Here is a 25,793-nt window from a genome sequence, read left to right as displayed (position 1 = left end):
CCGACTGGCAGGTGCTTATACCCGACGCCCACGAGGGCTACATTTCCTGGGCCGAGTACGAGCGCAATCAGACCACCCTGGAACAGAACGCCACCGGCTTTTCACCCGGCCTGCGCGGACGCATGCCCCGCCAGGGCAGCGGTCTGTTGCAGGGACGGCTGCTGTGCGGTCGCTGCGGTGCACGTATGCGCGTCCATTATGAGCCATTCGAAGGGCGGCTGCGCCCGTATTATGTCTGCAACGAAGCCGTCGTGCGGCACGCCGGCAAACATTGCCAATGGGTGCGCGGCGCTCCAGTCGACGACGCGGTGAGCGCGCTCCTGCTGGAGGCGATGGCGCCGGCAGCGATCGACGTCGCGCTTGCCGTGCAGCAGGAGATCACCCAGCGCGTGGAGCAGGCCGCGGCCCTGCGTGGCACGCAGCTGCAACGCGCCCGCTACGAGGCTGAACTGGCCCGCCGGCGCTACCTGAAGGTCGATCCGGACAACCGCCTGGTCGCCGACGCGCTGGAAGCCGACTGGAACGCACGGCTGCGCGACCTCGACGCACTCCAGCGCGAGCACGAGCGCCAGAACGAAGTCGACCGCTCGCTGCTGGATGAGCCAGCGCAGAAGCGCATCAGGGCGCTGGCCGCCGATTTCCCGCGCATCTGGAACGACGAGCGCACCGGTGCCGTCGAACGCAAGCGCATGCTCGGCCTTCTCATCGAAGATGTGACGCTGCTCGTCGACGAGCAGGTCAACATCCATATCCGCTGGCGCGGCGGGCGCACGCAGAGCCTGTCGGTGACCAGACCGCGACCCATGTCAGTGATACGCAAGACGCCGGCACAGGTCGTGGCGTTGATGAATGAGCTGCTGGAGACCGCCAACGACCAGCAGATCGCCGCCCGTCTCAATGAACTCGGGCATCGCAACTGGCGCGGCGAACCCTTCACCCTGAAGAAAGTCATGCTCGTGCGCCGCACCTATGGATTGAAGAACCGGTACGAACGGCTGCGGGAGAGCGGTATGATCACCGGCGAGGAAGTAGCCCTGCAGCTCGGCGTGTGCGTCTCGACCGTTCACCAACTCGGGCGGAAGGGCATTCTCAAGCGCCATCGATACGCCACCAACCATCGATACCTATACGAACCACCTGGCAACGTCAGACTCGAAAAAGGCGCCGGCAGTCGATATGGTGGTCGTCCGCCCAGATTAATTGTCGCTCAACAACTCCAACAAGGTGCATCGTGATGCCTTCCCCTTGTCGCGCGGCTTGCGGCTGCGGGTTGGCAAGATTGTGGTGTCGTAATGCTCGGCCATGGCCGCAAACGTCGCGTTCAAGGTCGGCTCGAACCACAGGGCCTTGACGACACCAGCCTTCAGATTGTCGCAGACGATCGCTTTGGTGACCCCACCAAAAAAGCTCAGGGCCTGCACCTGTCCTTCGATCCAATCCGGCAGCTTTTGGCTGAGGCTGGCATGGGCGAAGGTGAGATTGGAGGCTCCCAGCACCGCCACGAAGATCTGCGCCGGCGCAATGACGCCAGTGATCGGATCGATCACCGACACCGTCTGTCCGGCATAGTCGGTCTGCATCACAGCGCCGGCCGCGTGCCGATGACGGAACACAGCACTTGTACGCTGTTCGAAGAGGGCGAACCGGTCGCAGAACCAGCTGTAGCCATAGCCGTTGGGATGGGCAGCCCGATATTCATGCCACAGCAGGGCCAGTGTCACCCCTTTGCGCTTGAGTTCCCGGGCGATTGCCGCCCAGTCCGGCTCACTCAGATCAAGGGGAGGACGGCCCGCGCGCCCGAAGAGCAGTCGTTCGAGCTTGGCGTCGTCGTCATAGCCAGGCAACAGCGGCCAGCCCGTTAAACCGGCCTCCCGCGCCCGAAGCAGATAGGTTGAAACCGAGGTCTTGCTGATCTTCAGCCGTTCGGCCACCTCACGCACTGAAAGGCCCTGGTCATGGGTCAGGCGTAGGATCGAGCGGATATCCCTCACTGTCGTTCGTCTCGCTTGCTTCCGTCTTGGCATCGGTCCTCTCAACACACGCGTGAGAGACCAAATTGCCAGAACGGCGCCGTCGAGAACCGGTCGCCAAATCCACCCCGCAAAGCTGTCCGGGATTTAGTGGAATCACTGTCCGGGAATTACTGGAATTGCTGTCCCGACATTACTGGAATGCCTGTCCGGGAATTACCGGAACGCGCAACCACGCGGCGCGGCCTCCTACCGGCCATCATAATCGACGCCGACCGGTCTCCATAATCGTCGCGCTACAGCTCACCGGAATTCGCAGCTCGTCGTGGAGGGCGCGGACGTCTTGGCCCGGTTCGGCTTTCCGTCGACGCGATCTGGCCCGCCGATCGGATGAGGCAGCAGTTGAATGCGTTCGAATTCTCAATGCCGTTCACGCGACTGGACAATTTCCCGACCAGCTGTTTCCGTCCGAAGGCGTGGCAGCCGCCTACGCTTTGTCCTTCAGGCCCTCGACGGCTCGCTTGGCGGTGCATCGCGTCGTGAAGGCGTGGCGGCCCTATTGGGCCGTCATCGCGTCGCTGATTGGACGGATCATTGCAACCAGGTTCGTGATCACATCCTCATGGATCGGTGGATATCGAGATTTCCTCGCCCAGCGACTGGAAAGGCTCACCTGGGTGTCCGTCAGCGCGTAAACAGTTCCTTGTATCCGGTTGTAACCATCCAATTCGCCCGAGCGAGATGGCTGCGAACCGCCTTTCGGGCGCGGTCAGTTTCTTGCACAGGATCTATGCCGAGGACCAGCAGCGCCATTTCCTCTTCGCTGGCATCGTCGGCGGACGCGTCCAGGAGCCTCATATAGATCGTGAAATGCTCGTTGTCGTAAGCGGTCAGGCTATCCGACCACGGGACTTCGTCGGAAATTGATAAGGCCATGTCTATGCTCGTCCAAAGTTGATTCAGATTAGCTCTTGCCCACCGCAGCGACTTAACGAAGGCGGCTCTTGCGGATAGCCGCCATTTTGAGCTCACAACCGGATAACCAGTTTTTCTGGTTATCCGAGTTTCGATTTAATTGGTCTGCCGGTTTCGTCAAGGGCCCGGCCTTCATGCAAAAGACACTCCGATCGCCGAGGCATGTACGCCTTGTCCAATTGATCATTGATGAGCGAAAGGCATCCGGCCTCAGTCAAGCGGACCTTGCGAAGGCTATCGGCCGATATCAGTCAGTGGTTGCGGCCATTGAATCGGGAGGTCGGCGTGTCGACGTAGTCGAATTCCTCCACCTCGCCGAGACGATCGGTTTCGATCCGCATGAGATGCTGCGTAAGGTAGCAAAAATTTCCCGCACTGGATTTGATAACTGACGCTCCCTGCAGCGCTGGATGCACTTGGTCGTGGCTCACGAAGCCTCAAGGAGATCATGGCGATCAATGTGCGTCGTTTACGCCATGAGCAGGACCTGACGCAAGAAGACCTGGCTGCGCGCGCTGAACTTAGCTCGCGTTACGTGGGCTCGATTGAACGCGCCCGTGTTTCTGCGAGCGTAAGCGTGCTCGGACGGTTGGCGGCCGCACTGAACGTTGATCCCTGCGATTTGATCAGACAGCCGCGAAAATAGAAGCAATGTCGGCGATCCGGCTGCCCGAAACCAATCATCTGCGAATTCGGGGTACCGCTGAATTGCGCCCGCCCGCCTGAGATCGCCGCCCTCGCGGTATTTCGCGGCCATAGCCGCCATGCCTCTTGACGTCCGGGAGAAGAATATCGGCAAGGAGTGCTGGCCGCAGCATTCCATCAACATCGTCAAAGCCATCCTGCTCCAAGGTGCGTCTAGCACTTCCATTTTAGGCTTTCGTCGAGGCCGGCTTGAGCAGGGGTACTCTTCCTGGCCCGGTGGAAGCGGGGGCCGCCCTTTCGACAACGGCTTCTTCAAGCGTCACCCCAGTATCGGCTGCTGTGCGATGGATGGATTTCGGATACCCCCCGCCCGCGGGGAACAACGCCGCCTCCTCGAATGATCCAGGCCGGTCCGTATGTGGGGGTATGTGGGAGGGTAAAAAGGGCGCGCGAGGCGCCCTTCATTTCAGATCGGCTGCAAGCCGCCTGCCCTTTTCAAAAGCGATAGGTAACACCTGCGCCTACTAACCAGGGATCGAGCTTCGCCTTACCCGTCAGCTTGGCGTCGGCCACGGTGACGTCGAAACCTGGCCTCAGGAAAAGCTTCTTCACGTCGAAATTGACGCCCCAGTGCCGATCCACCATGTAGTCGAAGCCGACCTGCAACGCAGTGCCGAACGTATTCTTGACCTTCAGAGCGTCGGCGCTGCCGGCATCCTGATTGTAGAACATCGTGTAGTTCACACCCGCGCCGACATATGGCTTGAAAGCGCCGAAATCGGTGAAATGGTACTGCAATGTCAGCGTAGGCGGCAGTAGCCAGACCTTGCCGATGTTCCCCAACTCGCCGATCGTTCCTCCGCCTGTGATGTCGGCATATGTGGTGGCAAGGATAAGCTCGGCGGCGATGTTGTCGGTGAAGAAATATGAGATGTCGAGTTCAGGTGTCGCAGTATCCGAATATGAAAGAGCGGAGCCGCCAACTCCGTTGACGTAGCCCGAATCCTCAGTGACGACACCCAAGGTGCGCAGGCGAAGCTGCCAGGGGCTTGGCCATTCGGTTACCGAGGCACTCTCCTGCGGTTCGCACGGGTCTTCTGGAACATCCGCCGCGACTGCCTGCTGTCCCGCCACCATCAGGACGATGGCCGCTGTTATTCCCAGCGCCAAGTTAACGTGCTTCGTTTGCATGATGTTCTCTCCTTGCTCTTCAGAAATTGTAGAATGCACCGTTGATAATATTGCCGGTTTATGCAGGGCGCCGGCGTGTGTTTTCATAAACTGTACACGCACTACTGCGCCGTGCTCGCAGCTACCGACCGCTATTCACTTTTTGAGGCGCCGTTGCGGGTCTTGCCCCACTTGCGCCATCGGTTTGCCAGCCGATCGCACTTCGAAGGAAATAGTTGCCCAGGGCAGTGAAGGCGGCCCGCTCCCGGTTGTTTGTGCCGCGGCCGTGGCCGCCCGCGCCGGGCTCGTAGAAGTAAGCGGGATAGCCAAGTGCCTGCAGCTTCGCGGCCATCTTACGTGCGTGGCCCGGGTGGACGCGGTCGTCCCGCATCGTTGTCGCGAGCAGGATGGGCGGGTAGGGCTGTCCCGGCGCTGCGGCGTGATAGGCGGAGATTTCCTTGAGGAAAGCCCAATCCTGCTGCTTGTCGGGATCGCCAAATTCATCAATCCAGCTCGCGCCCGCCAAAAGCTTGGTGTAGCGGCGCATGTCGACAAGCGGAACTGTGCAGAACAGCGCGCCGAAATGCTCAGGGTAACGGGTAAGCATATTGGCGATCAGGAGGCCGCCATTTGAGCCGCCCTCGGCGGCAATCCGCCTCGGCAGTGTGACGCCCCTTCGCACGAGATCGGCGGCAACCGCGGCAAAATCGTCATGGGCGAGGCGCTTGCCCTCCCTCCGGCCCGCGTCGTGCCAACGGCTGCCGAACTCGCCGCCGCCCCGAATGTTAGCCACCACCGACGTGCCGCCCCGTTCGAGCCATAGCTTGCCGATCGAAGAGTTGTATTCGGGCAGGAGCGATATGCCGAACCCGCCATAGGCGGTGAGGTGAACCGGGGCATCCCCGTTCCCGCTGGCCGGGCCGACCTGCGTGTAGGGGATCATTTCACCATCAATCGAGACTGCCTCGTGGCGCGTGACGACCAGCCCGGATGCGTCGAAATTCTCCGGGCTGCGCTTCAGGATTGCTGGAGCGCCGAGACGCGGCGCGGCGTTGAGGTCGAACAGGAGAAGCTGCCGTGGTGTGATCGGATCCTCAGCCAAAATGAGGACCTCGCCATTCGTCTCGTGCCGTTCCGCATCGAGCGACCAGAGGTCAACTGTCCCTTCACCAGGCACGGCGTCCAGAGCGTGACGCGTCCATTCCTGGGCGCCGGGCGTGAACATCTCGAAACGCGGAACGAGGTTGACGAGGTAGGAGATGATGAGCTTCCCGTCATTCCAGAAGAATGACTGAACGGAGCGCCTATCGCCTGGTTCAAAGAGGGTCCTAAAATCGCGCCCGCCGGCGATGAAGGACGAAAGCGAGATGCCGATCAGCGCGTCGGCCGCATGGGTCGTCCCGGCAACGGTCCATGCTTTGCGCGGCTTTACCGCCAGCCAGTCGCCGAAGCCATCCGACCAAGCGTCCTGCGGAAGGTCGATCAAAACCTTCGGCCCCCTCCTGTCGCCGATTCGGACTATCTCTTCAAAGTGGGCCGGCTTTTCGATGAACCAAACGCGCTCGCACTCCGCGGTACGGTCCAAAAGGGCATACACGCTGTTGGACTCGGCAGTCTCAAAAACCACCGGTGCGGTGAGCGGGTCCGCGCCTCGCTTCCACAGCCGCACCGTTCGCGCGTAGCCGCAACTGGTGGCCATGCCCTCGCCAAGCGCACTGGAAAGCAGAAGCGTGTCGGGGTCGAGCCAGTCAATGCTCCCCTTGGCCTCCGGGAGATTGAAACCATCGGCGACAAAGCCGAGAGACCGCATGTCGAATTCGCGATGCACGACCGCGTCGCTGCCGCCGCGCGACAGGCGCAGAACGGCGTGTTCCCGTCTCTCGGGCTCGATCGACGCGCCGCCCCATACCCAGTCCTCTGCGTCGTCAGCGGCGAGGGCGTCCAGATCGAGCAGGAGCTCCCACCGGGGATCCGCCTTCATGTAGAGGGGTAGGGTGGTACGGCGCCACAGCCCGCGCGGATTTGCGGCATCGTGCCAGAAGTTATAGAGGTACTCACCGCAGCGCGTGATCTGGGGAATCTCGTCGGGTGCGTCGAAAATCGCTGTAAGCGTGTTCTGGTCGCGCGCGAGCTGCGTTCCACCGAAGTCCCGCTGTGTCCTGGCCGACTGGCTGGCGGTCCAGTCGAGTGCCTGTTCGCCCTCTACATCTTCAAGCCAGAGATAAGGATCGTCGTCGGGAGCATCCGTCGTTGGACGGTAATCGAATGTAGTCATGTGCGGACAACCCGCGGAGTGAAAGCGCAAGTGCTTTGGTCCGCTCGGGAAAGCTCAGTGTTTGCGGCGTCGACTGCAGGTTCGGTGAAGGTGATCATGGATGAGTTCTGTCTCCCAGTCCCAGCGCGGCAATGGCTTTGCGCTTAGGGACTGCATGTGCCGTGCCAACTGGGAGAAACGTTTCAGAACAACGCCGTCATGTGATAGCGGCGTATCTCATGTCCGACATTGTCGAGAATCCGACAATCACTGCTGCGAAAACACACCGACGGTCTCGTGTTCGAGCGCGCAGAGAGACCGGCATACTCAAGCAATGAAGGCAGCGGAATTGGGTGGGAGACAGTACCTTCACTCCAAAACACGCTCCACGTACCCGGCTTTTAATTGGCTGCCACGCCGGGAGCTGACGCACCATCCGAGCGACCAAGGCGGCTGCGTGATCAAATCAAGCGCCGCAAGCGGCAGTGTGGAAACCCAAGGAAAGGCGATGGCGGAGCGGTTGCTCAACTTAGATTTGCGCGGCTCCTGTTTCGCTCCACTTGACGTCCTGAGGTCATTCATGGCGGCAGCAAGCCGTGTTCGAACGCACGCGTGGGACTGGGCATTTCAACTGCAGGCTGCATGCATCCAATATGGGACGATGCTCCCAGCAGACCGGGCGCTCCGGCTCGGTGAAGTTTTTGGCGAGACGGCCACGGTGTGTCGCTGCCGCTGGCGCTTTCGGTGTTGCTGAGATGCACATTGCCGAGCAGTCTGCCCGGGAAATCGGCTGCACCCGGGTGACGGCGCACGGCTTCATTCCATCTCGAGCCTCCGCAGAGCACGTTACGCGTGAGCACCACCAGAAAACTGTTGCGCGCGTCTGCCGGTCGTTTCTCGGTTGATCAGCTTCACCTGTGCAACTTTACAGGCTGCCACGGCCTGAAGGTTCGCCTCCAATGGCGGGGAATTTCCCTGAGGAGGCCTTCGATGACCGAGCTCATTGCGCCGTGCGCTACGACAACTTTAACGACGAGCGACGTATCATCCAGCGTCCGCGCAACCGCGTCCTCAAAGAAGATCTGGAACGGGCCGCAAGGCGTCGATGGCGGTCAAGAAGCTGATTCCTCTGACTCGCTCGGGCCGCCGTCCCTGTTGCTGTGCGGTTTTGGCGGTCGGGCCGCTGGTGCGCACCGCTCCCGTCCTGCACAATCCCAATCCCACACGGCCGGACGAAACGGTCGCATCGACGGTCCGCTGCTTTGGGCGCCGGTGCTTTGGCAAGTGGCATGGCCTCGGACGGCCTCACAGCCATGACTAGAGTTCTTCTGGCATGGGCTGATAAGCCTGAGTGGCAGGATGAAAGATCCTACGACTACACCGCTCGTCTGACGCTGCGCGGCTGGGCTTGGGAGTTCTTGCGCCGCAATCCGGCATTCCAGCGCGATCTTAGCGCTGTTCGCCAGCAGGCCAATGCTCTGTCGCGCGGAGCCTTTCTGGACGTGATTGCGTCGGCAGGCGACCTATCGCAGTGGGGTGTTCTGTTTCGCCGAGTCTTGTGAGCGCAGTGCTGCCTTGTTCTGGTGTCCGCGCGGGTGCGTCCATGTGCTTCCGGTCGTCGCGCAACACGCGTCTGCATGCTCGACGACATCGCCATTCGACCTGGCGGCGTTGCCGTGTCGTGCGATGGTCCTGCTGGCCCGGGACAAGAGCCAACATGTGCTCCTCGCAAACGGGGACGATACTCTCCAGCTCGCCGTCGAGGGCGCGGACATCTTGCAGCCTGTTACCCTGCGTACCGAGGCGATCTGGCCCGCGATGTTTTCGAAGCATCGCCTGAGGGCGCTGGAGTGCCTCAATGCTCTGAGTCTGGGTCGACAGCTTCCCGCCCGCTTGTTTCCCCCTGAAAAACGCGGCTCCCGTTTGACCTTCGTCCTTCGTGCGCTCGACGGCTCACTTGCTGGAGCCTCACATCGCGAGCTCGCCGAAGTTCTGGTTGGTCAACGGCGCGTCGACGCCGATTGGAGCGATCCTCGCGATCATCTTCGCGACCGCATTCGCCGCGCCGTCGCTCGTGGCCGCGCGCTCATGAATAGCGGATACAAGGATTTCCTTACTTGAAAACGATCCGCCCTGTGCGTTCAGCCGGCGAACAGTTCGGAGCGAGTGCACGGTCGCCGCCAGTTCACCCGGCGATCTGGCAGAAGCACCTTGCGGGCGCGCTCTGTTCGAGCCGTCAAAGCCGAGATGAAGATCGACTGGGCACTCGGAGGCGTTGGTTCGTACGGACCGGCGTTGAGCTGACATCAGTGCGCTGGAGCAGACAATGTAGAGGACACAAACACAGCGAAGCTGATCCTGGGGGGCAATGGTTTCCCTTTGGCACGGTACATGCAAGGCCATCTGCGAGGCGCGCACGGACTGATCCCCCCTTGGTCCGAATTGGCGCTGCCTTATGCCTCCCAAGGCAGACCCGGCGCCCGGCAGTGACCTCAGTCACTGCCGGGCAAGCGTTTATCCGCCTGGTGCGGCCCGCCTATGAGCAAGTCTTGCGCAGCGCTTGGCCGTTTGGGCCTGCGGCGTCTATCACGATTCTTTCCTGATCTCGCCTTTGAAGCTCGTGTGCACCTCGTATTGCCGCGGCGGCCGGCTACTACGGCCGGACACGTCAGAGCGCTTGCAGCGGTCCTGTGCGCAAGCGGCGGTGTTTTCACGCTCGACGTGCTCGACGACTTCCGACAATTGTGTCGGCTTTGTCGGCTTTGTGACACTTTTGTCTGGCGTCTTGGCCCTTTGACTTAAGCCACTGAGAGCATACTTCAATAAAAAATGCAGTGACTTCTGTTTGCGATTGCATCGGCAGAATGGCTCAGTTGCTGAGCAATTATGGAAGTTTGGATCCTCGTGGATCTCACCTTCTCCTCCTCAATGGCCAGCAAGCGTATGCGTAGGCGCGAAGCAGCGGCGGTCCAGCTCGGCGCTTGGATGATGTCGCTGTTGGGGCCAGCCATCGACGATGCCAATTGAGCTCCGCCAGCGTGCGGAATCGACTTGGGGTCGTTTTGGCGAATTTCTTTGACCGCCGAACTATGGCCGAGCGCCTCTTCCGATCTGGCAGCGTGGATCGCTTCGCCTGCATTTCGACCAGGCCCGTCCTGACGTAGTTCTCGCCTTGACGAACGTGCTCGTCGGGACATCGCGCGGTGCTTCCTCGATAGAATTGAGCTACATCCGTTTTCGGCTGCCACGTTGCGTCTTGCTCGGCTTGCGAAGCCGTCCGTCGGCTCCCAATCTAGGGCCTACTCGGAGATCGCTTGCGTCCCGATCCGCGAACTTCGCAAGCGGGTTGTTCAGATGCCACCGATGCACAGATACTTCATTTCGAGGTAGTTCTCGAGTCCATGGCGGGACCCCTCGCGCCCGATACCGGACTGCTTTATCCCGCCGAAGGGCGCTGCTTCAGAAGACATGCGCCCCGTGTTGATGCCAACCATGCCGTATTCCAATGCCTCGGCCACACGCCAGACACGCTTAAGGTCTGATGCATAGAAGTAGGCCGCGAGGCCGTAGATCGTGTCATTGGCATCACGCACGACCTGATCCGCATCGTTGAAGCGAATGATCGGCGCCAGCGGCCCGAACGTCTCTTCGCGCGCCACAGCCATTACGCTGGAGATGTCGGTGAGGACCGTCGGTTCGAAAAACGTGCCTCGCTTGCCGATGCGTTCGGCCCCGCATCGGATTGTGCCTCCTTTGGCAACGGCATCTGCGATGTGGGATTCGATCTTAGCCACAGCGTGCCTGTCGATGAGTGGTCCGATGTCCGCTCCTGGAGCGAAGCCGTCGCCAACCGACAATTGCCGGACTCTCTCCACGAATTTTTGAACGAACTCATCATGAACCTGCGACTGCACGTAAAGGCGGTTCGCTGAAACGCAAGTCTGGCCGGCATTGCGGAACTTCGCCTGGATTGCCCCATCAACGGCAGCATCTAGATCGGCGTCATCGAAGACGATGAAAGGTGCATTGCCGCCCAGCTCCAGACTGACCTTCTTGATCTGCTCCGAACACTGCCGCATCAGCAGACGGCCGACTTCGGTGGAACCGGTGAAGCTGATCTTGCGGACCTTGGGATTGGCGCAGAGTTCTCGGCCAACCGCATCAGCTTGGGACGAATAGATCAGGTTGACGACGCCTTCCGGAAAGCCGGCCTGATGGGCGAGGCCGAACATTGCGCCCGCCACGAGCGGCGTCTGTTCAGCGGGCTTGAGCACGATCGTGCAGCCTGCCGCCAAGGCTGGCGAGATCTTGCGCGCCACCATCGAGGCCGGAAAATTCCATGGCGTGATCGTGCCAACGACACCGATCGGCTGCTTGATGACCAGCATGCGACGGTCCCTCGATGGTGCGGGGATCGTCTCGCCATAAATCCGGTTGGCCTCCTCCGCATACCATTGCAGGTATGCGGCCGCATGCGAAATTTCAGACTTAGCTTCGAAAAGCGGCTTGCCCATCTCCGCTGTGAGTATGGCGGCGAGGTCGTCGGCGTGGTCGATGATCAACTGATGCCATCGCCACAAAACGTCGCTGCGCTCACGTGCGGTCAGGGCCGCCCATCCAGGCTGCGCGACATGGGCCTTGTCAATCGCAGCGCATGTCTCCTCGACACCCATGTCGGGAAGTTCTGCCAGCACTTCTCCGGTCGATGGATTGATGACCTCAAATGTGCGCTCGCTGATCGACACGCCGAGTGCCGGTAGGCGATCAATGGGTCCAAACAGGTCGGGCGATTTCAAGTGACGCATCATCGGCGGGCGCAGGGGCAATACCGGACTCCTCCTCGACGCAGCGGGTATTCTAGCAGGTGCGGTGTGTATTGCGCGCGGCCGGTTTGCTTATAGGGCCTTGATTGGACAGCTGGTAGTCCAATGCAGCCACTACAAAGGCAGCTGGTTTAAAAGTTTCCGGTCAATGGCAGGCGAGATCGTTCGGCCAAACTTGCACAACGGAAACGGAATCGCCGCCGGCAGGCAGTGCCTGCAGGCGGCCTTGGCTGCAAGGCGCGCCACGATCGGCGTTCTGTATCCACAAGAGAGGTTGGCATGAGAAGAAGCGGCCCACAATTCGGATAGGTCGCCTAACCGAGGAATGCCCTGGTGTCCACCGAACCACTCCGCCGGCGCCCAACGATCCTGTGAGGCACCGGCTAGAACTTTTGCTCCACGCGCCTGCCTTCAAAGGAGAGAAGGAAGGCGAAGTGATCTCCTCAACCTTTGTGCTCCAGGTGCGGGCCGACTATCATAATGGCGGGCTCGGTCGAAAGAAGCTTTTTCGCTACCGCCTTCACCTGCTCGATCGTCACCTCTTCAATGAGGCCCGCGCGGCGCTGGATGTAATCGATGCCGAAATTATTGAGCTGCATATCGAGGAGCGTGGCTGCAATCGAGGCGGAGGAATTCAGATAGTTGATGGGATAGGCGCCAATTTGGTGTTTCTTTGCCGCCGCGAGTTCGGCCTCCGTCGGTCCGCGCTCTGCCATCTGCTTCACGACGTCCCGCACCAGGCTGAGCGTCTCGGCGGCGCGGTCCGGGCGCGTCGCGGTCCTAACCAGCAGCGTCTCGGAATGCTGCTGTTGGAAAAGATCGGAGTGGACGTAGTAGGCGAAGCCACGCTTTTCGCGCACCTCCTGGAACAGGCGGGAGGTAAAGGCCGAGCCGCCGAGAATATCGTTCATCAGCATTGCGGCGTGGAAGTCCGGCGCATCGCGTTTCACGCCGGGGTAAGCCAATGTAAGCGAGGTCTGCGGCAGGTCGTATTTCACCTTGACCTGCTGGCCGAGCTGCGGCGTGACATCGGCGACGGGAGCGAGCGCCTGCGTCGGAGGCAATTCGCCGAAGACTTGGTCGAGCTTTTCCCGCAGCGCGTTGGCATCAATGTCGCCCACCACGACAAAATGGAGCCCATCACGGCCGAAAGTGGCCTTGTGGGAGGCCCTGAGATCGGCTGGTGATACGCCGGCGACGCCTGATTTTGTGCCTTCTTCCGGCCTCGAATAAGGATGGCTGCCGTAGAGCACGCTTAGCCATTCGCGCTCAGCGATCGCGTTCGGTTCGTTCTCATTGCCGATGATGCCGGAGAGGATCTGAGCGCGGATGCGGTCGGTTGCCTCCTGCTCGAAGCGCGGCCTGTTGAGCGCTAGCCCCAACAGGTCGAAAGCGGCATCCTTCCGCAAGGAAAGCATGCTCATCGCGCCGTGAACGCCGTCGCGTCGTGCTTCGAGGGTCATAGTGGCGCCGGCACGATCCAGCTTTGTCTGGAAGGCATCGCCGTCGAGATCGCCAGCACCCTGTGGGACCAGGCGCGCCATCAGATTGGCGAGCCCTTCCTTGCCCGGCGGATCCTGGGTGGTGCCGCCGTCGAAGAAGAAGTTGATGGTGATAATCGGGTTTGTGTGGTCCTCCACCAGCCAAGCGTTGATGCCTTTTGCAGACTTCACCTCTTGGATGCTCATCGCCGCATGGGCGGTGAGCGGGGGGAGGACAAGGAAGAGAATGGCGAGGAGAAAAATGGCCAGCGCGGTCCTTGGGCCGGGAATCCCGCCGTGTGTCACGACAAGCGGAAAAGGCAAGCTATGTTCGTGGGTGCCGCGGTATTGGGGCGCTCTCATGTCATTTCTCCGTCTTGGGCAAGAGATAGCCGGTGGTCGAACGGCCCGGCACCAGATAGCGGGCGGCGAGAGCCTGGATCTGACCGGCAGTGACCTTGCGGATGCGATCCGGCCATTCCTGGACATCTTTCACGCTGCCGCCTGCGGCAAGCGTAGAGCCATACATAAAGGCCATGGTGTCCTGGTCGTCCTGGGCGAATATCATCGAGCTGACATAGCGGGCCTTCGCCCTGTCCAACTCGTCGTCGCTGACACCGTTCGAGGCGATGCGGGCAACCTCGGCCTCGGCTGCAGCTTTCAAATCGGTAAGCTTGGCATCACCGCGCGGCACGCCGTAGATCGTGAATTTGGTCGCGTCCAGCACGGCGCTCCCGGCGCCAGGTAGCATGGTGCCATGAAAATGGGCTCCGGCCTCGGTGGCGATGCCCTGTTCCACCACCAGCGCCTGGTAGAGGCGGCTTCCATCGCCGCCACCGAGAATCTCGGCCAACAGATCGAGCGCTTCGGCCTCGCCCGGCTTTGCCGTGTGATAAGAGGGCACCACCCAATGTGTCGAAAAGCGCGGCACCGAAATCCGCACATCGCTAAGCAGCACTGCGCGCTTGGTGTCCTGCGTCGGCTCGACCGGCCGGTTGCGCGGCGGCAGATCCGGCCCACGCGCCACCTTGCCGTAGGTCATCTCGGCCAGCGCTTTGACCGTCTCAGGGTCGACGTCGCCTGACACCACCAGCACGGCGTTGTTGGGCTGGTAGTATTTGTCGTAGAGGGAAAATGCATCGGCGCCGCTTAGCCTGGCCATCTCCTCCATCCAGCCGATTGTCGGTATTCGGTAGGGCTGGTTCTGCCAGAGCGTCGCGTCGACCTCCTCTTCCAGTACCGCCGCCGGGTCGCTGTCCGTGGTCATACGACGCTCCTCCAGGATGACGTCGCGCTCGGTATTGATGACCTCCTGGCTGAGGGTGAGATTGCGCATCCGATCGGCCTCGAAACTCATCATCTCAGCCAACCCAGAGGACGGCACCGTCTCGATATAGGCGGTGTAATCGCTGCTGGTGAAGCCGTTTATGGAGCCGCCCATGGCCGCTGCAGCACGGTCGAGCTCGCCGGCGGCATGGTTGCTGGTCGCCTTGAACATCAGATGCTCGAGGAAATGCGCTAGACCGGAACTGCCAGGTTGCTCGTCGGCGCTGCCGACCTTGTACCAGACCATATGAGTGGCGATCGGCGCGCGATGGTCGGGAATCACCACGACCTGCATGCCGTTGTCGAGCACGAAATCCGTTACCTTGCCCTCATCGGAGGCGGCTAGAACCGCAGTAGTCGACGTGAGTGCCAGCGCGGTCGCAATGAAGGCCCTGCATAGCCAACCTAACCCAAGCCTGATCGATGGCTTCGCTTGCGGCAGGGTGGCAGGCGAGTATCGAGGCCAAGTGATCTGTTTCCCATTCTGAAGGCGTTGCGGTCGCGCCCCCCGTTCTGAGAGCAGGTGGGTCGATGGGCGGCACCGAGCCCGGGCCGTCTTCGTCTTGCCCAGCCCTGCTCGAACGTCATCTTTGAATGCGTCCGGGCAACTAGCGGCGGAATTTTTGGCTGAGATCATGAACGACTTCTCCTTGGTCTGTGAGGCGGATGCCGAAGCCCTGCACGTCGCGTGCCAGACGAGAAAGCCATTGTGCCAATGTGTACCAATCGGGCTTTGCTATGCGACGTGTCCGACATTGTCGGACATCGGACAGCGCCGAACGCTGAAGCGGCTGCGGCTTGGGACGATATCGTTGTAGGAACAAATGTTGAGTCTACCGCCACCAGTGCGGACCGGCGCTGTGCGTTGTCGTAGTCGCAGAACGTCATAGCTCGCTGGGTAGCGGCGAGCTGCGTGCCGATCGGGCGGTGCGTCCGAGAAGCCGTGCCTGCGTCTCTCTGGCGTGAAACTGGTCAGGTCGCCGTCGAGCAGGATCCGACCGCTGTATTTTTCGATGGCTACACGGCTCTGCAATACAGCTTCAACGTCGCCCACTCAGACAAAGCAGTGAGGCCGACGGGTCTTTTCGGCGTCTGAGCAACAATCCCCAACCAACGCCCAGCATCAAGCCTGAGCGCAAGCAACTGCGTTTACCCCGATGGAATGGCACCTAACTGTGAGGCAAGAACCTGCGCTGCCGCGAGGCTCTCCAGTGCCTGACCGCAGCGCTGGGACGCTCGACAGCGCATCCCATTGTCTGATTGGTAACAGTCCCGTGCGTTCTGAACGTGTCAGTCCACGGCGCAATGCATTGCGGAGGCGCCGAAAAACTGCCGGCTGTGTGCCGATTCGCCAGCGTCAGCACAGGACAGTCGACCCGGCGATAGGCGGTCATGATGGGTGCGCAATCATCGGCAGCCTCGTGCCGGGTTTTGCAATATTTTACTTTTGCTGCGCCTACGACCGCAGTATTGGTGGGAAGTCGGAGCGGCCTGAGGGCCTTTCCACGGATGCAATTGTACAAGGGATTACGCATATGGCGACTGGAACAGTGAAGTGGTTTAACAGTACCAAGGGGTTTGGATTTATCCAGCCCGACAATGGCGGTCAGGATGTTTTCGTCCACATTTCTGCGGTCGAGCGCGCGGGCCTTTCAACCCTCGCTGACGGGCAGAAGATCAATTATGAAATTGAACAGGACCGCCGCACCGGCAAGTCCTCCGCTGGCAACCTCAGCAAAGCTGGCTGATTTTTCTGCTGCGGCCGAGCGCCACGCGTCAGAGGACCATTTCACCTCGGCGATCTCCTGAGCGAGCGGTTCGAAATCAGCGCAAGGCAGGGTTCGTTTTGAAAAAAGGGGCAGAACCGCACGCCAAGCGGTTCGCCCGGCGAACCTCGCCCCACGCGCCCATAGCCATTGCACTGCGGTGTCGGACAAGCAACGATCAGTCGCTCGAACACATAGGACTGTTTCATCGGGCGCCGAAGACTTCCTGGAAGATCGACAGCAGGCACCGCCTGGTCGGGCCGAGTAGCGCCCACCACGCTCCAACTCCAGCAGCAAAAATGTGTGTCCGCCAAAGGCGGCGCAAATAGGCGCGGCAAGTCCCGGCCTTTATATTCAGAAAGCCGGTGGCCGCCGCGCGCTTCAGTACGAATTCTGTCTAGTCAAATGGAAATCAGGCATCCGCCTTCTTGCGGGTCCGCTTCGCCGGCACCGGCGTTTCCGGCTCTTTCGGTTTACGGCCGAGCCCCATCGTCTTGGCCAATGCCGAGCGCGCCGCAGCGTAATTCGGTGCGACCATTGGATAATCCGCCGGCAGACCCCATTTGGCACGATATTGATCCGGCGTCAGTCCATAGTGGGTCGACAGATGACGCTTTAGGGATTTGAACTTCTTCCCGTCCTCAAGTGAGATGATGTAGTCCGGTGTCACCGACTTCTTGACTGCAACAGCAGGCTTAAGGGCCTGGGGCTCTTCTGCAGAGACGCTCCCGGCCGTGCCTTTCAGTGCCTCGTGCACTTGACCGATCAGAGCAGGGAGATCTCCCACCGGGACCGGGTTGTTGGAGACGTAGGCTGAGACGACATCGGCTGTGAGTTCGATGAGGCTGTCAATATTTTTGTCGGCTTCTTCTGTCATGAAACGCTCCGGCAGCTTGAAACAAAGTCGGCGAAGCGTCGCTTCATAGTGGTGCTTGCCGCTAAACGCAACAATGTCGTATCAAGATTGTTGCTCGTCCAACGTTTGGCCGATCACTGTTGGTGTCCGCGCAGCTCTGTAGGTGTTAGCGGTAATCGCGGTCCCCCTTTGTGCAAAACAAAGGCGGGTTGCTCACAAAAAGAGCAAAATCGGCGCTATCACCGACCATTGAGCAGCCAGCGTGTGTACTGGTCGGACTTGCAGGGGGCAATCAACGGCTATCGGAGGCGGTATTCTATGGAGTTGGAAACCGTCAGTGTGCTCCAAAGGCGTAGGCAAAGCGCTATGACTCAGGACATCACCGCCAAACCGAGCAGCGGCAACCTGTTTGAGGAGTTCAAGGTTGCCAATCGCGAATAGGAATGCTCAAGCCAAGCTGGCCCGCGAGATCCGCGCCATCTTCAAGCGTGGGCGCCTGACCCAGGTGAAGTCGGCCGCAGTGCTCGGGACGAAACAGGCCCGACGTTTCCACGATTGCCACCGGGCGCACGGCGAAGGTTTTAAGCAGACAGGCTGGTTCCCTGTCTCAACAAGTCGACTAAAGTTGACGGGGTGGTTCCCGACAAGACCCAATGAGAAGAACGACGGCACGGATCGTCCAAACGTATTCAACATTCAACGGTTTAGTGCACGCCGAACGCTGCGCACCCTCGAGACGCTCGTGCTTTCTGTGTCGCTTAATCCCGCGCCTTCGGGTATCGCGGCGGAGTCCGGTTCGCCCGTCGCGGCACCAGCCATCGACAAAATTCTCGCGCACCAGCCGGTGAAAGCCACGACGACGAGTTCTTCGCCGTCATGAACCGCGAGATGGGTGCCTGAAGCTGTCGCTAGGACGACGCGGAACGCGGAACAGATGTTGCGCCCGAAGTTGAAGAGCACTCCTTATGGGGACTAAAGCGATGCTCGTAGCGACGGACGATGCGATCTCGGCGGCTGTTTTGGCCGGCAGAGGCGCAGATGCGCAAATCCTGGGCGTAATCGACGCAGCCAACAAAATTGAAGCCCAGATCGGCGTGACCAGCTTAGGACGCGCCATCCAGTTCGTCGCAAATGCGTCCGTGCTTGGATATGACGTTCGCGGTGCAATGGTCTTCTATGGAGAACGAGAAACGCCAAGCTTACGGATGTGGGACTGCGAACAGCTTTGGGCACAATATGGCAGTGCTCTTCTTGAGCCATAGCGCGAAACGCCTAGTGGCGAAATCATAGCTCTCCGCGTGAACTTATGGTCTGGCGCGCATAGTCCCGCCGTGGAGCGTCAACCTCGATCCCATCCAAGCGCATTCTCCCAAGCGGACGAAAAGCTTTGGATAGTTCTCGTCACGATAACTGGTCGATCCAGTGGCAAGTGCAATTGCGCTCGGTCGTAGGCGGGCGTGCCAAGCCGTCAACCAAAAGCCGACCGCTATTGTTGGGCGGCGACACGGATCGCGCACGCCATTGCAAGCGAGCGCTGCAGGGCGCGCGCTTACTGCTCGCCTGGATGAGCTCAATCGACCCGGTATGAGGCGGTGGGCAGACTCGATTGTTTCACGCCAGAACTCTGCTCGGCGATTCGGAGCTGGACATCCCCAGTGCCGCAAGACGGCCTTCGTTGCTCTTCATCTGACACTTAGACCCTGAACGCGGTCAGGGCTCCTCATCCAAGCTCACGAAGCTCGGGGGCTCTGCGCAACATCGGGGTGAGCAGATCCTATCGGGCAAGTTTCTCAGCACTCCTGGTCGCCATGTTGCCCAGGATGGCATGAAGCAGCGCTCTCACCTCTTGTTCGGCGAGCCGGGGTGCAATTCCTGATTCGGACAGTTGGACGAGGATTGTCATGGCGGTGGCGCGCCAGAAGGCATTCGCGTCCTCGCCGTTTTTGGACTCAAGGATCCGGGCGATCCCGTCGACCAATTTGCGCCGACGATGCAGCGGAAACGCACTTATGTTCGAATCGCACATGGATCACTCACGTCCTTTGCTCGAGGAATAAGCTGGTGGCTGAAAAATTTGGTTAACAGCACGTTCTTTCCGGTGCTTGGAGAGGGAATGAATCCTCCGTGGGGCGGCGTCGCGCGTTCAGCGCGGCGCAATCTTGCCGAGAGGTCAAGCGGGCTGGCGCAATCTCCGCAGTGCTGTTTCCGGCTAGCGCGGCCGCTGGCGGTGGAGATCCATGAGACTTGGCTCGAAGCGCCCTGCTCAATCAAAATGGGGCATGTGCGCGAGCACAAGAAGGAGAGCTCGAGGGCATTGGCCGCCTGAAGCGGCCGGTGCGCCCGCCGCTCCGCTACGCGGGGCTGCGCGGCGGACGCACCATTCAAAGCCAGCCATTTTTTAGAACTTGACGCACACAACTGGCGAAGACGGGATCTCCCGACCTTACGTGCGCGGTGCCGTTGTGGCGTCGGTCGGGCGCTGCTTGGATCTGGCGGGTCACACGGGCCGCGCAACCTCGGCCTGCACTTTGTCCCGCAACGCGCATGCTGCAGCAACCATGTTCATGAGGGCAGGGCGGACCTCATCCCGTTTCCGGGTTTTGAGGCCACAGTCTGGATTCACCCACAGTTGGCCGTCACACAGTCGCTCGCGGGCAAGCGTTAGCAAGTCCGAAATCTCTCCGACATCTGGGACGCGCGGTGAGTGAATGTCGTATACGCCGGGACCGATTTCGTTCGGGTATCCGCTCGCCTGGGCCGACTGTAGCAGGGGAGGGTGGGGCAGCATGTCGTCGGGAAAATACCCGACTAAAGCCATCCCGCCTGTTCCGCCGCGCTGCGCAGGTTCTGCCGCGGCCGCGGCCCGAGCTGCTGGATAACCAGCCCCGCGGCCAGCGAGCCGAGATCGCCGCAGGTCTGCAGGTCGCGGCCTTGCGTGTAACCATGCAGGAAGCCGGCGGCATAGAGATCGCCGGCGCCCGTCGTGTCGACCAGTTCCTTGATAGCGGTCGCCTTGATCACCACGGTCTCGTCGCCGCGCACGATCACCGAGCCTTTTTCCGAGCGGGTGACGGCGGCGATCCTGCAATCCTTGCGGATCTGCGCCAGCGCCTCGTCGAACGACGACGTCTGGTAGAGCGACTTGATCTCGTGGCTGTTGGCAAAGACGATGTCGACCGTGCCGGAGCGCATCAGGTCGAGGAATTCGTCGCGGTAGCGGTCGACGCAGAACGAATCCGACAATGTCATGGAGACTTCGCGACCTGCCGCGTGCGCCAACCGCGCCGTCTGGCGGATTGCTTCCTTGGCGCGCGGCGGATCCCACAGATAGCCTTCGAAATAGGTGACCTTGGCGCCGGACGCCTTGTCGGATTCGACATCCTCAGGGCCAAGCTCGACGCAGGCGCCGAGATAGGTGTTCATCGAACGCTCGCCGTCGGGCGTGACGAAGATCATCGAGCGCGCCGTCGGCGGTTCGCCCTGGAGCGGCTTGGTGTCGAAGGCCACGCCCTGAGCGTGGATGTCGTGCGCGTAGATATCGCCCAGCGCATCGTTCGACACCTTGCCGAAGAAGGCGGCCCGTCCGCCCAGACTGGCGACGCCCGCCGCCGTGTTGCCGGCGCTGCCGCCGGATGCCTCGATCGCCGGCCCCATGCGGCTGTAGAGCAATTCGGCGCGCTGCGCATCGATGAGGTTCATCGCGCCCTTGATGATGCCGTTGGTCTCCAGAAAAGCCTCGTCGCATTGCGCGATGATGTCGACAATGGCATTGCCGATGCAAAGCACGTCATATTCCGGCATCAAAATCTCCGTCCGACGTCTCCTCTGAAGCAGGAGCCGGCTTGTCGCCCCGCCGGTCGGGCGTGGGATTTGGGGTGGGAATGGCTGCACGCGGGATCCTGCGACCGACCCTCACGCAGCTGCCGGTCCTAATTCACGCAGCAACTCGTCCGTTCTGTCCGTTTTCTCCCAGGTGAACTCAGGCTCTTCACGGCCAAAGTGTCCGTATGTCGCGGTCTTGCGGAAAATCGGGCGCAAGAGATCAAGCATTTTGATGATGCCTTTAGGCCGGAGGTCGAAGTGCTCAAGAATGAGGCGCTCGATCCTTCCTTCCTCGACCTTTGCCGTTCCGAAAGTGTTGACGTGGATAGACACCGGCGCGGCGACGCCAATCGCGTAAGCAAGCTGAACTTCGCAGACCTCCGCAAGGCCGCTGGCAACCACATTTTTTGCGACGTACCGCGCCGCGTACGCCGCTGAGCGATCGACCTTGGACGGGTCCTTGCCCGAAAAGGCGCCGCCGCCGTGACGGCCCATCCCACCATAGGAATCGACGATGATCTTGCGTCCGGTGAGCCCGCAGTCGCCTTGTGGCCCACCGACAACGAACCGGCCGGTCGGATTGACCAGGAACCTGATCCCGGTCGTATCCAAGTGCAGCGGCAAGACCGGCTTTATGATCTCCTCAATGACGCCTTCCCGGACCTCGGCTTGGGAGACCTCCTCGTCATGCTGCGTCGACAGGACTATTGTGTCCAGCGCCACCGGCCGCAAATCATTATAGCGCACGGACACTTGAGATTTCACATCCGGGCGCAGCCAGCCAAGTCGTCCGGCCTTGCGCACCTCTGCCTGTCTTTTTGTCAAATCATGAGCGAGCTGGATGGGTAATGGCATCAAGGTTTCAGTCTCGCTGCAGGCGTACCCGAACATGAGCCCCTGATCTCCCGCGCCTTGCTCGAGATCCTGCCCTCGTCCTTCATCAACGCCCTGGCTAATGTCGGGCGACTGCTCGGAGAGAGCCAGAATGACGGCGCAGCGCCGGCCATCAAATCCGATGGCATCGTTGTCGTATCCGATATCGAGGATCGTATCGCGGGCAACTTGACTGTAATCGATCTGCGCCTTGCTGGTGATCTCGCCGGCCAGAACGACCATCCCGGTCTTCACCAGCGCTTCACAAGCGACGCGCGCCTTAGCATCCTCACGAAGGACCGCATCAAGGATGGCATCCGAGATGTTGTCGGCCATCTTATCCGGGTGTCCCGCGCCGACGGATTCGGAGGAGAACACGAACTGTCTAGCCATGGTGATAGCCTCGCTTCAGGTTGTGGAGTTGGATCGGCTCGCCCCGGTTACGCCGCCTTGCGGTCGCTGATGCCCGGGACGGCGAACGCAGCGCAGAAATCTGCAACGTCTCTTCGCACGCGCGCTTGAACATCTACGTCGTCGGGCTTGCTGCAGATCAAGTCGATGAAAGCGGCGATCTGCACCATTTCCCCCTCGCGCATGCCCATGGACGTCACTGCCGGGGTCCCCAAGCGGATCCCGCTTGTGACCGACGGGTCGCGCGTGTCGCCTGGCACCATATTGAAGTTTGTGATGATGCCTGCCTTTGCCAAGCGTCCCGCATAGGCTTTGCCTGACAGTGGTCGCGTCCAGAGGTCCAGGATCAACATGTGATTGTCAGTCCCGCCGGTGACCAAGTCATAACCACGGTCCAGAAGTGCCTGGGCCAAAGCCTTGGCATTCTTGACGATCTGCTGACCGTAAGTGCGGAATGACGGGCTCGCGGCTTCCTGCAAAGCGACAGCCAGCCCGGCTATGGTATTCACATGAGGGCCGCCTTGCAGTTCAGGGAAGACCGCGCGATCTATACGCTTGGCAAGGTTGTATTTGCTCTGCTGATGATAAAGCGTTTGGTAGCGGTCTTCGTTCTTTGACAAAATGAAGCCGCCGCGAGGGCCGCGTATGGATTTGTGCGATGTGCTGGTGACCACGTCGCAATGGCGCACAGGGTTCGGATGGGCTTCTGCCACGATCAGACCGCTGATATGCGCGATGTCGGCCGCCAGATAGGCATTCGCCTCCGAAGCGATTTCGGCCATTATCGCGTAGTCAAATGCACGCGGATATGCAGTTCCGCCAACCCAAATCAGTTTTGGCTGTTCCCGCTTTGCCGTCTCGCGCAAGCGGTCATAGTCGATTTGCTGCGTCTCTTCATGGAGCCCGTAGGGGATGCGTTCATAATCAGTCCCGGAAAAGTTGACGGCCCAACCATGAGTCAGATGGCCCCCTTCGGGAATCGGCAAGCCCATGACTCTGTCGCCTGGGCGCAAAACCGCGCGGTAAACAGCCTGATTGGCCGGCGAGCCGGAATACGGCTGCACATTGGCGTGCTCGCTGCCAAACAATGTTTTCAGGCGCTCAATGGCGAGGCTCTCAAGCTCATCGACAATCGCGTTTCCCTCATAGTAGCGCGCACCGGGATAGCCCTCGGCATACTTGTTGGTGAAAATGGAGCCGGTCGCTTCCAGCACCGCCGGGGAGGCAAAGTTCTCGGAAGCGATCAGTTTGAGCGTCGTCCGCTCCTGCTGCTCCTGCTTTAAAAGCAGTTCGTGAACGCGCGGGTCGACCGCGGCTAACTGAGAGCGCCCGCAGGTGTCGGGCTGCGCGATGGCGTCGGCGGCGGAATTGTCCATGGCAGTTCGCGCTCCCATTCGGATTGTTATTTCACGATCGAGCAGGCGGTTGCCTTCGACCGCGCGGCTTGAAACGCTTCGAGGCGTTGTAGGTCGCGTTGGTGATGGCCTTCCTCGTGCGGAAGGAGATCGACCAACAATTGAACCAGCCCGCCGTTCCTGCCTTCTGTTCGCAGATGGTAGGAATAGCGGGGACGCTGTTCGGTGTGGCAAAGCAGGTCGGCTCTGACAAGCAGACGGACGTGCCGCACAACGAGCTCGCGACGCAACTCCAGAATTTCTGCCAGCTCGTAGACAGTTAGATCAGCATGCGCGCAAAGGCCCAGGATTCTAAGGCGATCAAGGCGCGCTAATATCCTGAGGCACTTGACCAGCGTCAACATCGGTCAGCATGAAGCCACATGGAAGAATTTGGTGCTCGTCCGAATGGTCTTTTCATCTGCATTCCATATTCTGTGATCCTTGACCGGTTATATTTATGACCTAGATCGCTGGTCGCCTGCGTTCAGCTCGTTTTGGGATTTGCCAAAGTTTGTTTGTCGCAGAGATCATTGGATTGGCCCAATCAGCTAAACGAGATCCATGTAATTAAGCGAGGCGAGCGGAAGAGCATGTCACTCTTCCCCGCCGACTTTGCATGTTGGGCAACGTACCATCCGATGCGGACCGGAGTTGCTAAGACTCTGTGAATTTTCTTTGAAAGAATCATTGCAACGCCTGCCCCGGATTGGGATTGTCGGGTGTGAGAACATGCGCCGCCACCGCCGCAACCATGCAGAAAAGCGCCCGATCGTGGCGCCTCGCGGCTGATGGCTTCAATGAGGAACGGCGTCGGTGCGCATGGGCAGGACGTCTTCGCGCCGCCTTGACTAGTTGGTGCCTACGGGCCTATCCCACGGGCCTCCTTAGCACTCGTGACTGGCGAGTGCTAAGGACCCGCGCTCCGTCAACGGAGAACCGTTCAACCTCAGCACCAGGGATATCAAAAATGGCAAAGTCGAATTTCCGACCGCTTCATGACCGCGTGGTCGTTCGCCGAGTCGAATCCGAATCCACGACCGCCGGCGGGATCATCATCCCGGATACGGCAAAGGAAAAGCCACAGGAAGGCGAGATCATCGCTGTCGGCTCCGGCGCCCGCGATGAAGCCGGCAAGCTGGTTCCCCTGGACGTCAAGGCCGGCGACCGCATCCTGTTCGGCAAGTGGTCGGGCACCGAAGTCAAGCTCAATGGCGAAGACCTTCTGATCATGAAGGAATCCGACGTCATGGGCATCATCGCCTGATCATCGACCTCACCACTGAATCTTGAATCTTCGGGCTCGTTGCGAGCCCCTGCCAGGAGCTAAACATGGCTGCCAAAGACGTAAAATTCTCCCGCGACGCCCGTGAGCGCATGCTGCACGGCATCAACATCCTCGCCGACGCGGTGAAGGTGACGCTCGGCCCCAAGGGCCGCAACGTCGTCATCGACAAGTCGTTCGGCGCCCCGCGCATCACCAAGGACGGCGTCACCGTCGCCAAGGAAATCGAACTTTCCGACAAGTTCGAGAACATGGGCGCGCAGATGATCCGCGAAGTCGCTTCGAAGACCAATGACATCGCCGGCGACGGCACCACGACCGCCACCGTTCTGGCACAGTCGATCGTCCAGGAAGGCAACAAGGCGGTTGCCGCGGGCATGAACCCGATGGACCTGAAGCGCGGCATTGATCTCGCCGTCACCGACGTCGTCGCAACGCTGATCAAGAACGCCACCAAAATCAAGACCTCGGAAGAGGTTGCCCAGGTCGGCACCATCGCTGGCAATGGCGACGAGTCGGTCGGCGCCATGATTGCGGAAGCGATGCAGAAGGTCGGCAACGAAGGCGTCATCACGGTTGAGGAAGCCAAGACCGCCGAGACCGAACTCGAAGTCGTCGAAGGCATGCAGTTCGACCGCGGCTACCTCTCGCCCTACTTCGTCACCAACGCCGACAAGATGGTTGCCGAGCTCGAGGACGTCTACATCCTCCTGCACGAGAAGAAGCTGTCCAACCTCCAGGC

At 60.4% G+C, this 25,793-nt stretch carries 23 protein-coding genes and 2 pseudogenes; 11 read left to right on the top strand and 14 right to left on the bottom strand.

What is annotated here, in order from left to right; all coding sequences use genetic code 11:
- A partial coding sequence (locus MESCI2_RS01000000135530; protein ID WP_032901342.1) for a zinc ribbon domain-containing protein occupies positions 1–1,235 on the top strand: 1,235 nt, incomplete at its 5' end.
- On the opposite strand, the pseudogene istA reads toward MESCI2_RS01000000135530, so the two are convergent.
- Positions 1,218–2,024, bottom strand: a pseudogene (istA, locus tag MESCI2_RS01000000135525) (IS21 family transposase); the annotation flags it as partial. The gene MESCI2_RS01000000135530 and the pseudogene istA sit on opposite strands and share 18 nt — an antisense overlap.
- Before the next feature lie 630 nt (positions 2,025–2,654).
- Positions 2,655–2,906, bottom strand: coding sequence for a DNA -binding domain-containing protein (locus MESCI2_RS0125005; protein ID WP_027038896.1), 252 nt, complete (start codon positions 2,904–2,906; stop codon positions 2,655–2,657).
- Positions 2,907–3,079: 173 nt separating this feature from the next.
- On the opposite strand from MESCI2_RS0125005, the gene MESCI2_RS1000000137445 reads away from it, so the two are divergent.
- Positions 3,080–3,337: a helix-turn-helix domain-containing protein gene (locus tag MESCI2_RS1000000137445; protein ID WP_081738896.1), complete on the top strand. Its 258-nt coding sequence runs from the start codon at positions 3,080–3,082 to the stop codon at positions 3,335–3,337.
- A 56-nt stretch (positions 3,338–3,393) separates the two neighbouring features.
- The gene (locus MESCI2_RS1000000137440) at positions 3,394–3,591 is read left to right on the top strand and encodes a helix-turn-helix domain-containing protein (protein ID WP_081738895.1); all 198 of its coding nucleotides are present in this window, start codon (positions 3,394–3,396) and stop codon (positions 3,589–3,591) included.
- Between the two features lie 494 nt (positions 3,592–4,085).
- On the opposite strand, the gene MESCI2_RS0124985 is transcribed toward MESCI2_RS1000000137440, so the two are convergent.
- Complete coding sequence (locus MESCI2_RS0124985) at positions 4,086–4,781, bottom strand: OmpW/AlkL family protein (RefSeq protein WP_027038893.1); 696 nt, start codon at positions 4,779–4,781, stop codon at positions 4,086–4,088.
- 121 nt (positions 4,782–4,902) lie between these two features.
- Entirely contained in the window at positions 4,903–7,035 is a 2,133-nt protein-coding gene (locus tag MESCI2_RS01000000135515; protein WP_050596676.1) for a prolyl oligopeptidase family serine peptidase, read from the bottom strand.
- Between the two features lie 1,268 nt (positions 7,036–8,303).
- On the opposite strand from MESCI2_RS01000000135515, the gene MESCI2_RS1000000138580 reads away from it, so the two are divergent.
- On the top strand, positions 8,304–8,576 hold the full coding sequence (locus MESCI2_RS1000000138580; RefSeq protein ID WP_081738894.1) for a transcriptional regulator domain-containing protein: 273 nt from the start codon (positions 8,304–8,306) through the stop codon (positions 8,574–8,576).
- 124 nt (positions 8,577–8,700) lie between these two features.
- A complete protein-coding gene (locus tag MESCI2_RS0124970) occupies positions 8,701–9,135 on the top strand; it encodes a DUF2285 domain-containing protein (protein WP_245270466.1) in 435 nt (144 codons plus the stop codon).
- Between the two features lie 1,229 nt (positions 9,136–10,364).
- Here the strand turns inward: MESCI2_RS0124970 and MESCI2_RS0124960 are convergent.
- The 3 genes from MESCI2_RS0124960 to MESCI2_RS0124950 all read right to left on the bottom strand — a co-directional run bounded on the left by MESCI2_RS0124960 (position 10,365) and on the right by MESCI2_RS0124950 (position 14,954).
- Positions 10,365–11,822 (bottom strand): NAD-dependent succinate-semialdehyde dehydrogenase, encoded by a 1,458-nt coding sequence (locus tag MESCI2_RS0124960; RefSeq protein ID WP_197031597.1) that lies wholly within the window; start codon positions 11,820–11,822, stop codon positions 10,365–10,367.
- Positions 11,823–12,280: 458 nt separating this feature from the next.
- Entirely contained in the window at positions 12,281–13,681 is a 1,401-nt protein-coding gene (locus tag MESCI2_RS01000000135510) for a M16 family metallopeptidase (protein WP_081738892.1), read from the bottom strand.
- Position 13,682: 1 nt separating this feature from the next.
- Positions 13,683–14,954: a M16 family metallopeptidase gene (locus MESCI2_RS0124950; RefSeq protein WP_430981684.1), complete on the bottom strand. Its 1,272-nt coding sequence runs from the start codon at positions 14,952–14,954 to the stop codon at positions 13,683–13,685.
- 1,225 nt (positions 14,955–16,179) lie between these two features.
- Between MESCI2_RS0124950 and MESCI2_RS0124945 the strand changes: the two genes are divergently transcribed.
- A complete protein-coding gene (locus MESCI2_RS0124945; protein WP_027038889.1) occupies positions 16,180–16,392 on the top strand; it encodes a cold-shock protein in 213 nt (70 codons plus the stop codon).
- Between the two features lie 430 nt (positions 16,393–16,822).
- Here the strand turns inward: MESCI2_RS0124945 and MESCI2_RS0124940 are convergent, their stop codons facing one another.
- Positions 16,823–17,287, bottom strand: coding sequence for a MucR family transcriptional regulator (locus MESCI2_RS0124940; RefSeq protein WP_027038888.1), 465 nt, complete (start codon positions 17,285–17,287; stop codon positions 16,823–16,825).
- A gap of 403 nt (positions 17,288–17,690) precedes the next feature.
- Between MESCI2_RS0124940 and MESCI2_RS1000000138135 the strand changes: the two genes are divergently transcribed.
- The gene (locus tag MESCI2_RS1000000138135; RefSeq protein ID WP_155936669.1) at positions 17,691–18,146 is read left to right on the top strand and encodes a hypothetical protein; all 456 of its coding nucleotides are present in this window, start codon (positions 17,691–17,693) and stop codon (positions 18,144–18,146) included.
- Between the two features lie 100 nt (positions 18,147–18,246).
- Complete coding sequence (locus MESCI2_RS0124930; RefSeq protein WP_027038886.1) at positions 18,247–18,528, top strand: hypothetical protein; 282 nt, start codon at positions 18,247–18,249, stop codon at positions 18,526–18,528.
- 512 nt (positions 18,529–19,040) lie between these two features.
- On the opposite strand, the gene MESCI2_RS1000000139020 is transcribed toward MESCI2_RS0124930, so the two are convergent.
- Entirely contained in the window at positions 19,041–19,244 is a 204-nt protein-coding gene (locus MESCI2_RS1000000139020; RefSeq protein WP_245270467.1) for a DUF6074 family protein, read from the bottom strand.
- Here MESCI2_RS1000000139020 and MESCI2_RS1000000138130 point away from each other — a divergent pair.
- Positions 19,152–19,592 carry a hypothetical protein gene (locus MESCI2_RS1000000138130; protein ID WP_155936668.1) on the top strand — a complete coding sequence of 147 codons (441 nt, stop codon included), beginning with the start codon at positions 19,152–19,154 and terminating at the stop codon, positions 19,590–19,592. The two genes, MESCI2_RS1000000139020 and MESCI2_RS1000000138130, sit on opposite strands and share 93 nt — an antisense overlap.
- A 171-nt stretch (positions 19,593–19,763) precedes the next feature.
- On the opposite strand, the pseudogene MESCI2_RS0124920 reads toward MESCI2_RS1000000138130, so the two are convergent.
- The 5 genes and pseudogenes from MESCI2_RS0124920 to MESCI2_RS1000000138680 form a co-directional block, all read right to left on the bottom strand.
- Positions 19,764–20,036, bottom strand: a pseudogene (locus MESCI2_RS0124920) (5-methyltetrahydropteroyltriglutamate--homocysteine S-methyltransferase); the annotation flags it as partial.
- Positions 20,037–20,074: 38 nt separating this feature from the next.
- Positions 20,075–21,067, bottom strand: coding sequence for an adenosine kinase (locus MESCI2_RS0124915; RefSeq protein WP_027038883.1), 993 nt, complete (start codon positions 21,065–21,067; stop codon positions 20,075–20,077).
- A 111-nt stretch (positions 21,068–21,178) separates the two neighbouring features.
- Positions 21,179–22,354: a methionine adenosyltransferase gene (metK, locus tag MESCI2_RS0124910; protein ID WP_027038882.1), complete on the bottom strand. Its 1,176-nt coding sequence runs from the start codon at positions 22,352–22,354 to the stop codon at positions 21,179–21,181.
- A gap of 47 nt (positions 22,355–22,401) precedes the next feature.
- On the bottom strand, positions 22,402–23,748 hold the full coding sequence (glyA, locus tag MESCI2_RS0124905) for a serine hydroxymethyltransferase (RefSeq protein ID WP_027038881.1): 1,347 nt from the start codon (positions 23,746–23,748) through the stop codon (positions 22,402–22,404).
- 26 nt (positions 23,749–23,774) lie between these two features.
- Positions 23,775–24,131, bottom strand: coding sequence for a transcriptional regulator (locus MESCI2_RS1000000138680; RefSeq protein ID WP_081738890.1), 357 nt, complete (start codon positions 24,129–24,131; stop codon positions 23,775–23,777).
- Positions 24,132–24,736: 605 nt separating this feature from the next.
- On the opposite strand from MESCI2_RS1000000138680, the gene groES reads away from it, so the two are divergent.
- Both groES and groEL read left to right on the top strand, forming a co-directional pair.
- Positions 24,737–25,033, top strand: coding sequence for a co-chaperone GroES (gene groES, locus MESCI2_RS0124895; protein ID WP_027038879.1), 297 nt, complete (start codon positions 24,737–24,739; stop codon positions 25,031–25,033).
- 65 nt (positions 25,034–25,098) lie between these two features.
- Positions 25,099–25,793: chaperonin GroEL (gene groEL / locus MESCI2_RS0124890; RefSeq protein ID WP_027038878.1), on the top strand; the 695-nt coding region annotated here is incomplete at its 3' end.

Source organism: Mesorhizobium ciceri WSM4083 (genome assembly GCF_000519305.1).
Taxonomy (GTDB): domain Bacteria; phylum Pseudomonadota; class Alphaproteobacteria; order Rhizobiales; family Rhizobiaceae; genus Mesorhizobium; species Mesorhizobium ciceri_B.
Note: the sequence above shows the minus strand (reverse complement) of the source record. Positions and strands in the feature narration are given on the sequence as shown.

Coding starts and splice junctions, on each gene's coding strand:
- metK (WP_027038882.1), bottom strand. CDS start 22,354: ATGGCTAGACAGTTCGTGTTCTCCTCCGAATCCGTCGGCGCGGGACAC.
- MESCI2_RS1000000137440 (WP_081738895.1), top strand. CDS start 3,394: ATGGCGATCAATGTGCGTCGTTTACGCCATGAGCAGGACCTGACGCAA.
- MESCI2_RS1000000138680 (WP_081738890.1), bottom strand. CDS start 24,131: ATGTTGACGCTGGTCAAGTGCCTCAGGATATTAGCGCGCCTTGATCGC.
- MESCI2_RS0124945 (WP_027038889.1), top strand. CDS start 16,180: ATGGCGACTGGAACAGTGAAGTGGTTTAACAGTACCAAGGGGTTTGGA.
- MESCI2_RS0124985 (WP_027038893.1), bottom strand. CDS start 4,781: ATGCAAACGAAGCACGTTAACTTGGCGCTGGGAATAACAGCGGCCATC.
- MESCI2_RS01000000135510 (WP_081738892.1), bottom strand. CDS start 13,681: ATGAGAGCGCCCCAATACCGCGGCACCCACGAACATAGCTTGCCTTTT.
- MESCI2_RS0125005 (WP_027038896.1), bottom strand. CDS start 2,906: ATGGCCTTATCAATTTCCGACGAAGTCCCGTGGTCGGATAGCCTGACC.
- MESCI2_RS0124940 (WP_027038888.1), bottom strand. CDS start 17,287: ATGACAGAAGAAGCCGACAAAAATATTGACAGCCTCATCGAACTCACA.
- MESCI2_RS0124960 (WP_197031597.1), bottom strand. CDS start 11,822: ATGATGCGTCACTTGAAATCGCCCGACCTGTTTGGACCCATTGATCGC.
- MESCI2_RS0124915 (WP_027038883.1), bottom strand. CDS start 21,067: ATGCCGGAATATGACGTGCTTTGCATCGGCAATGCCATTGTCGACATC.
- MESCI2_RS1000000137445 (WP_081738896.1), top strand. CDS start 3,080: ATGCAAAAGACACTCCGATCGCCGAGGCATGTACGCCTTGTCCAATTG.
- MESCI2_RS1000000138580 (WP_081738894.1), top strand. CDS start 8,304: ATGGCCTCGGACGGCCTCACAGCCATGACTAGAGTTCTTCTGGCATGG.
- glyA (WP_027038881.1), bottom strand. CDS start 23,748: ATGGACAATTCCGCCGCCGACGCCATCGCGCAGCCCGACACCTGCGGG.
- MESCI2_RS01000000135515 (WP_050596676.1), bottom strand. CDS start 7,035: ATGACTACATTCGATTACCGTCCAACGACGGATGCTCCCGACGACGAT.
- groES (WP_027038879.1), top strand. CDS start 24,737: ATGGCAAAGTCGAATTTCCGACCGCTTCATGACCGCGTGGTCGTTCGC.
- MESCI2_RS0124930 (WP_027038886.1), top strand. CDS start 18,247: ATGCTCGTAGCGACGGACGATGCGATCTCGGCGGCTGTTTTGGCCGGC.
- MESCI2_RS0124970 (WP_245270466.1), top strand. CDS start 8,701: ATGGTCCTGCTGGCCCGGGACAAGAGCCAACATGTGCTCCTCGCAAAC.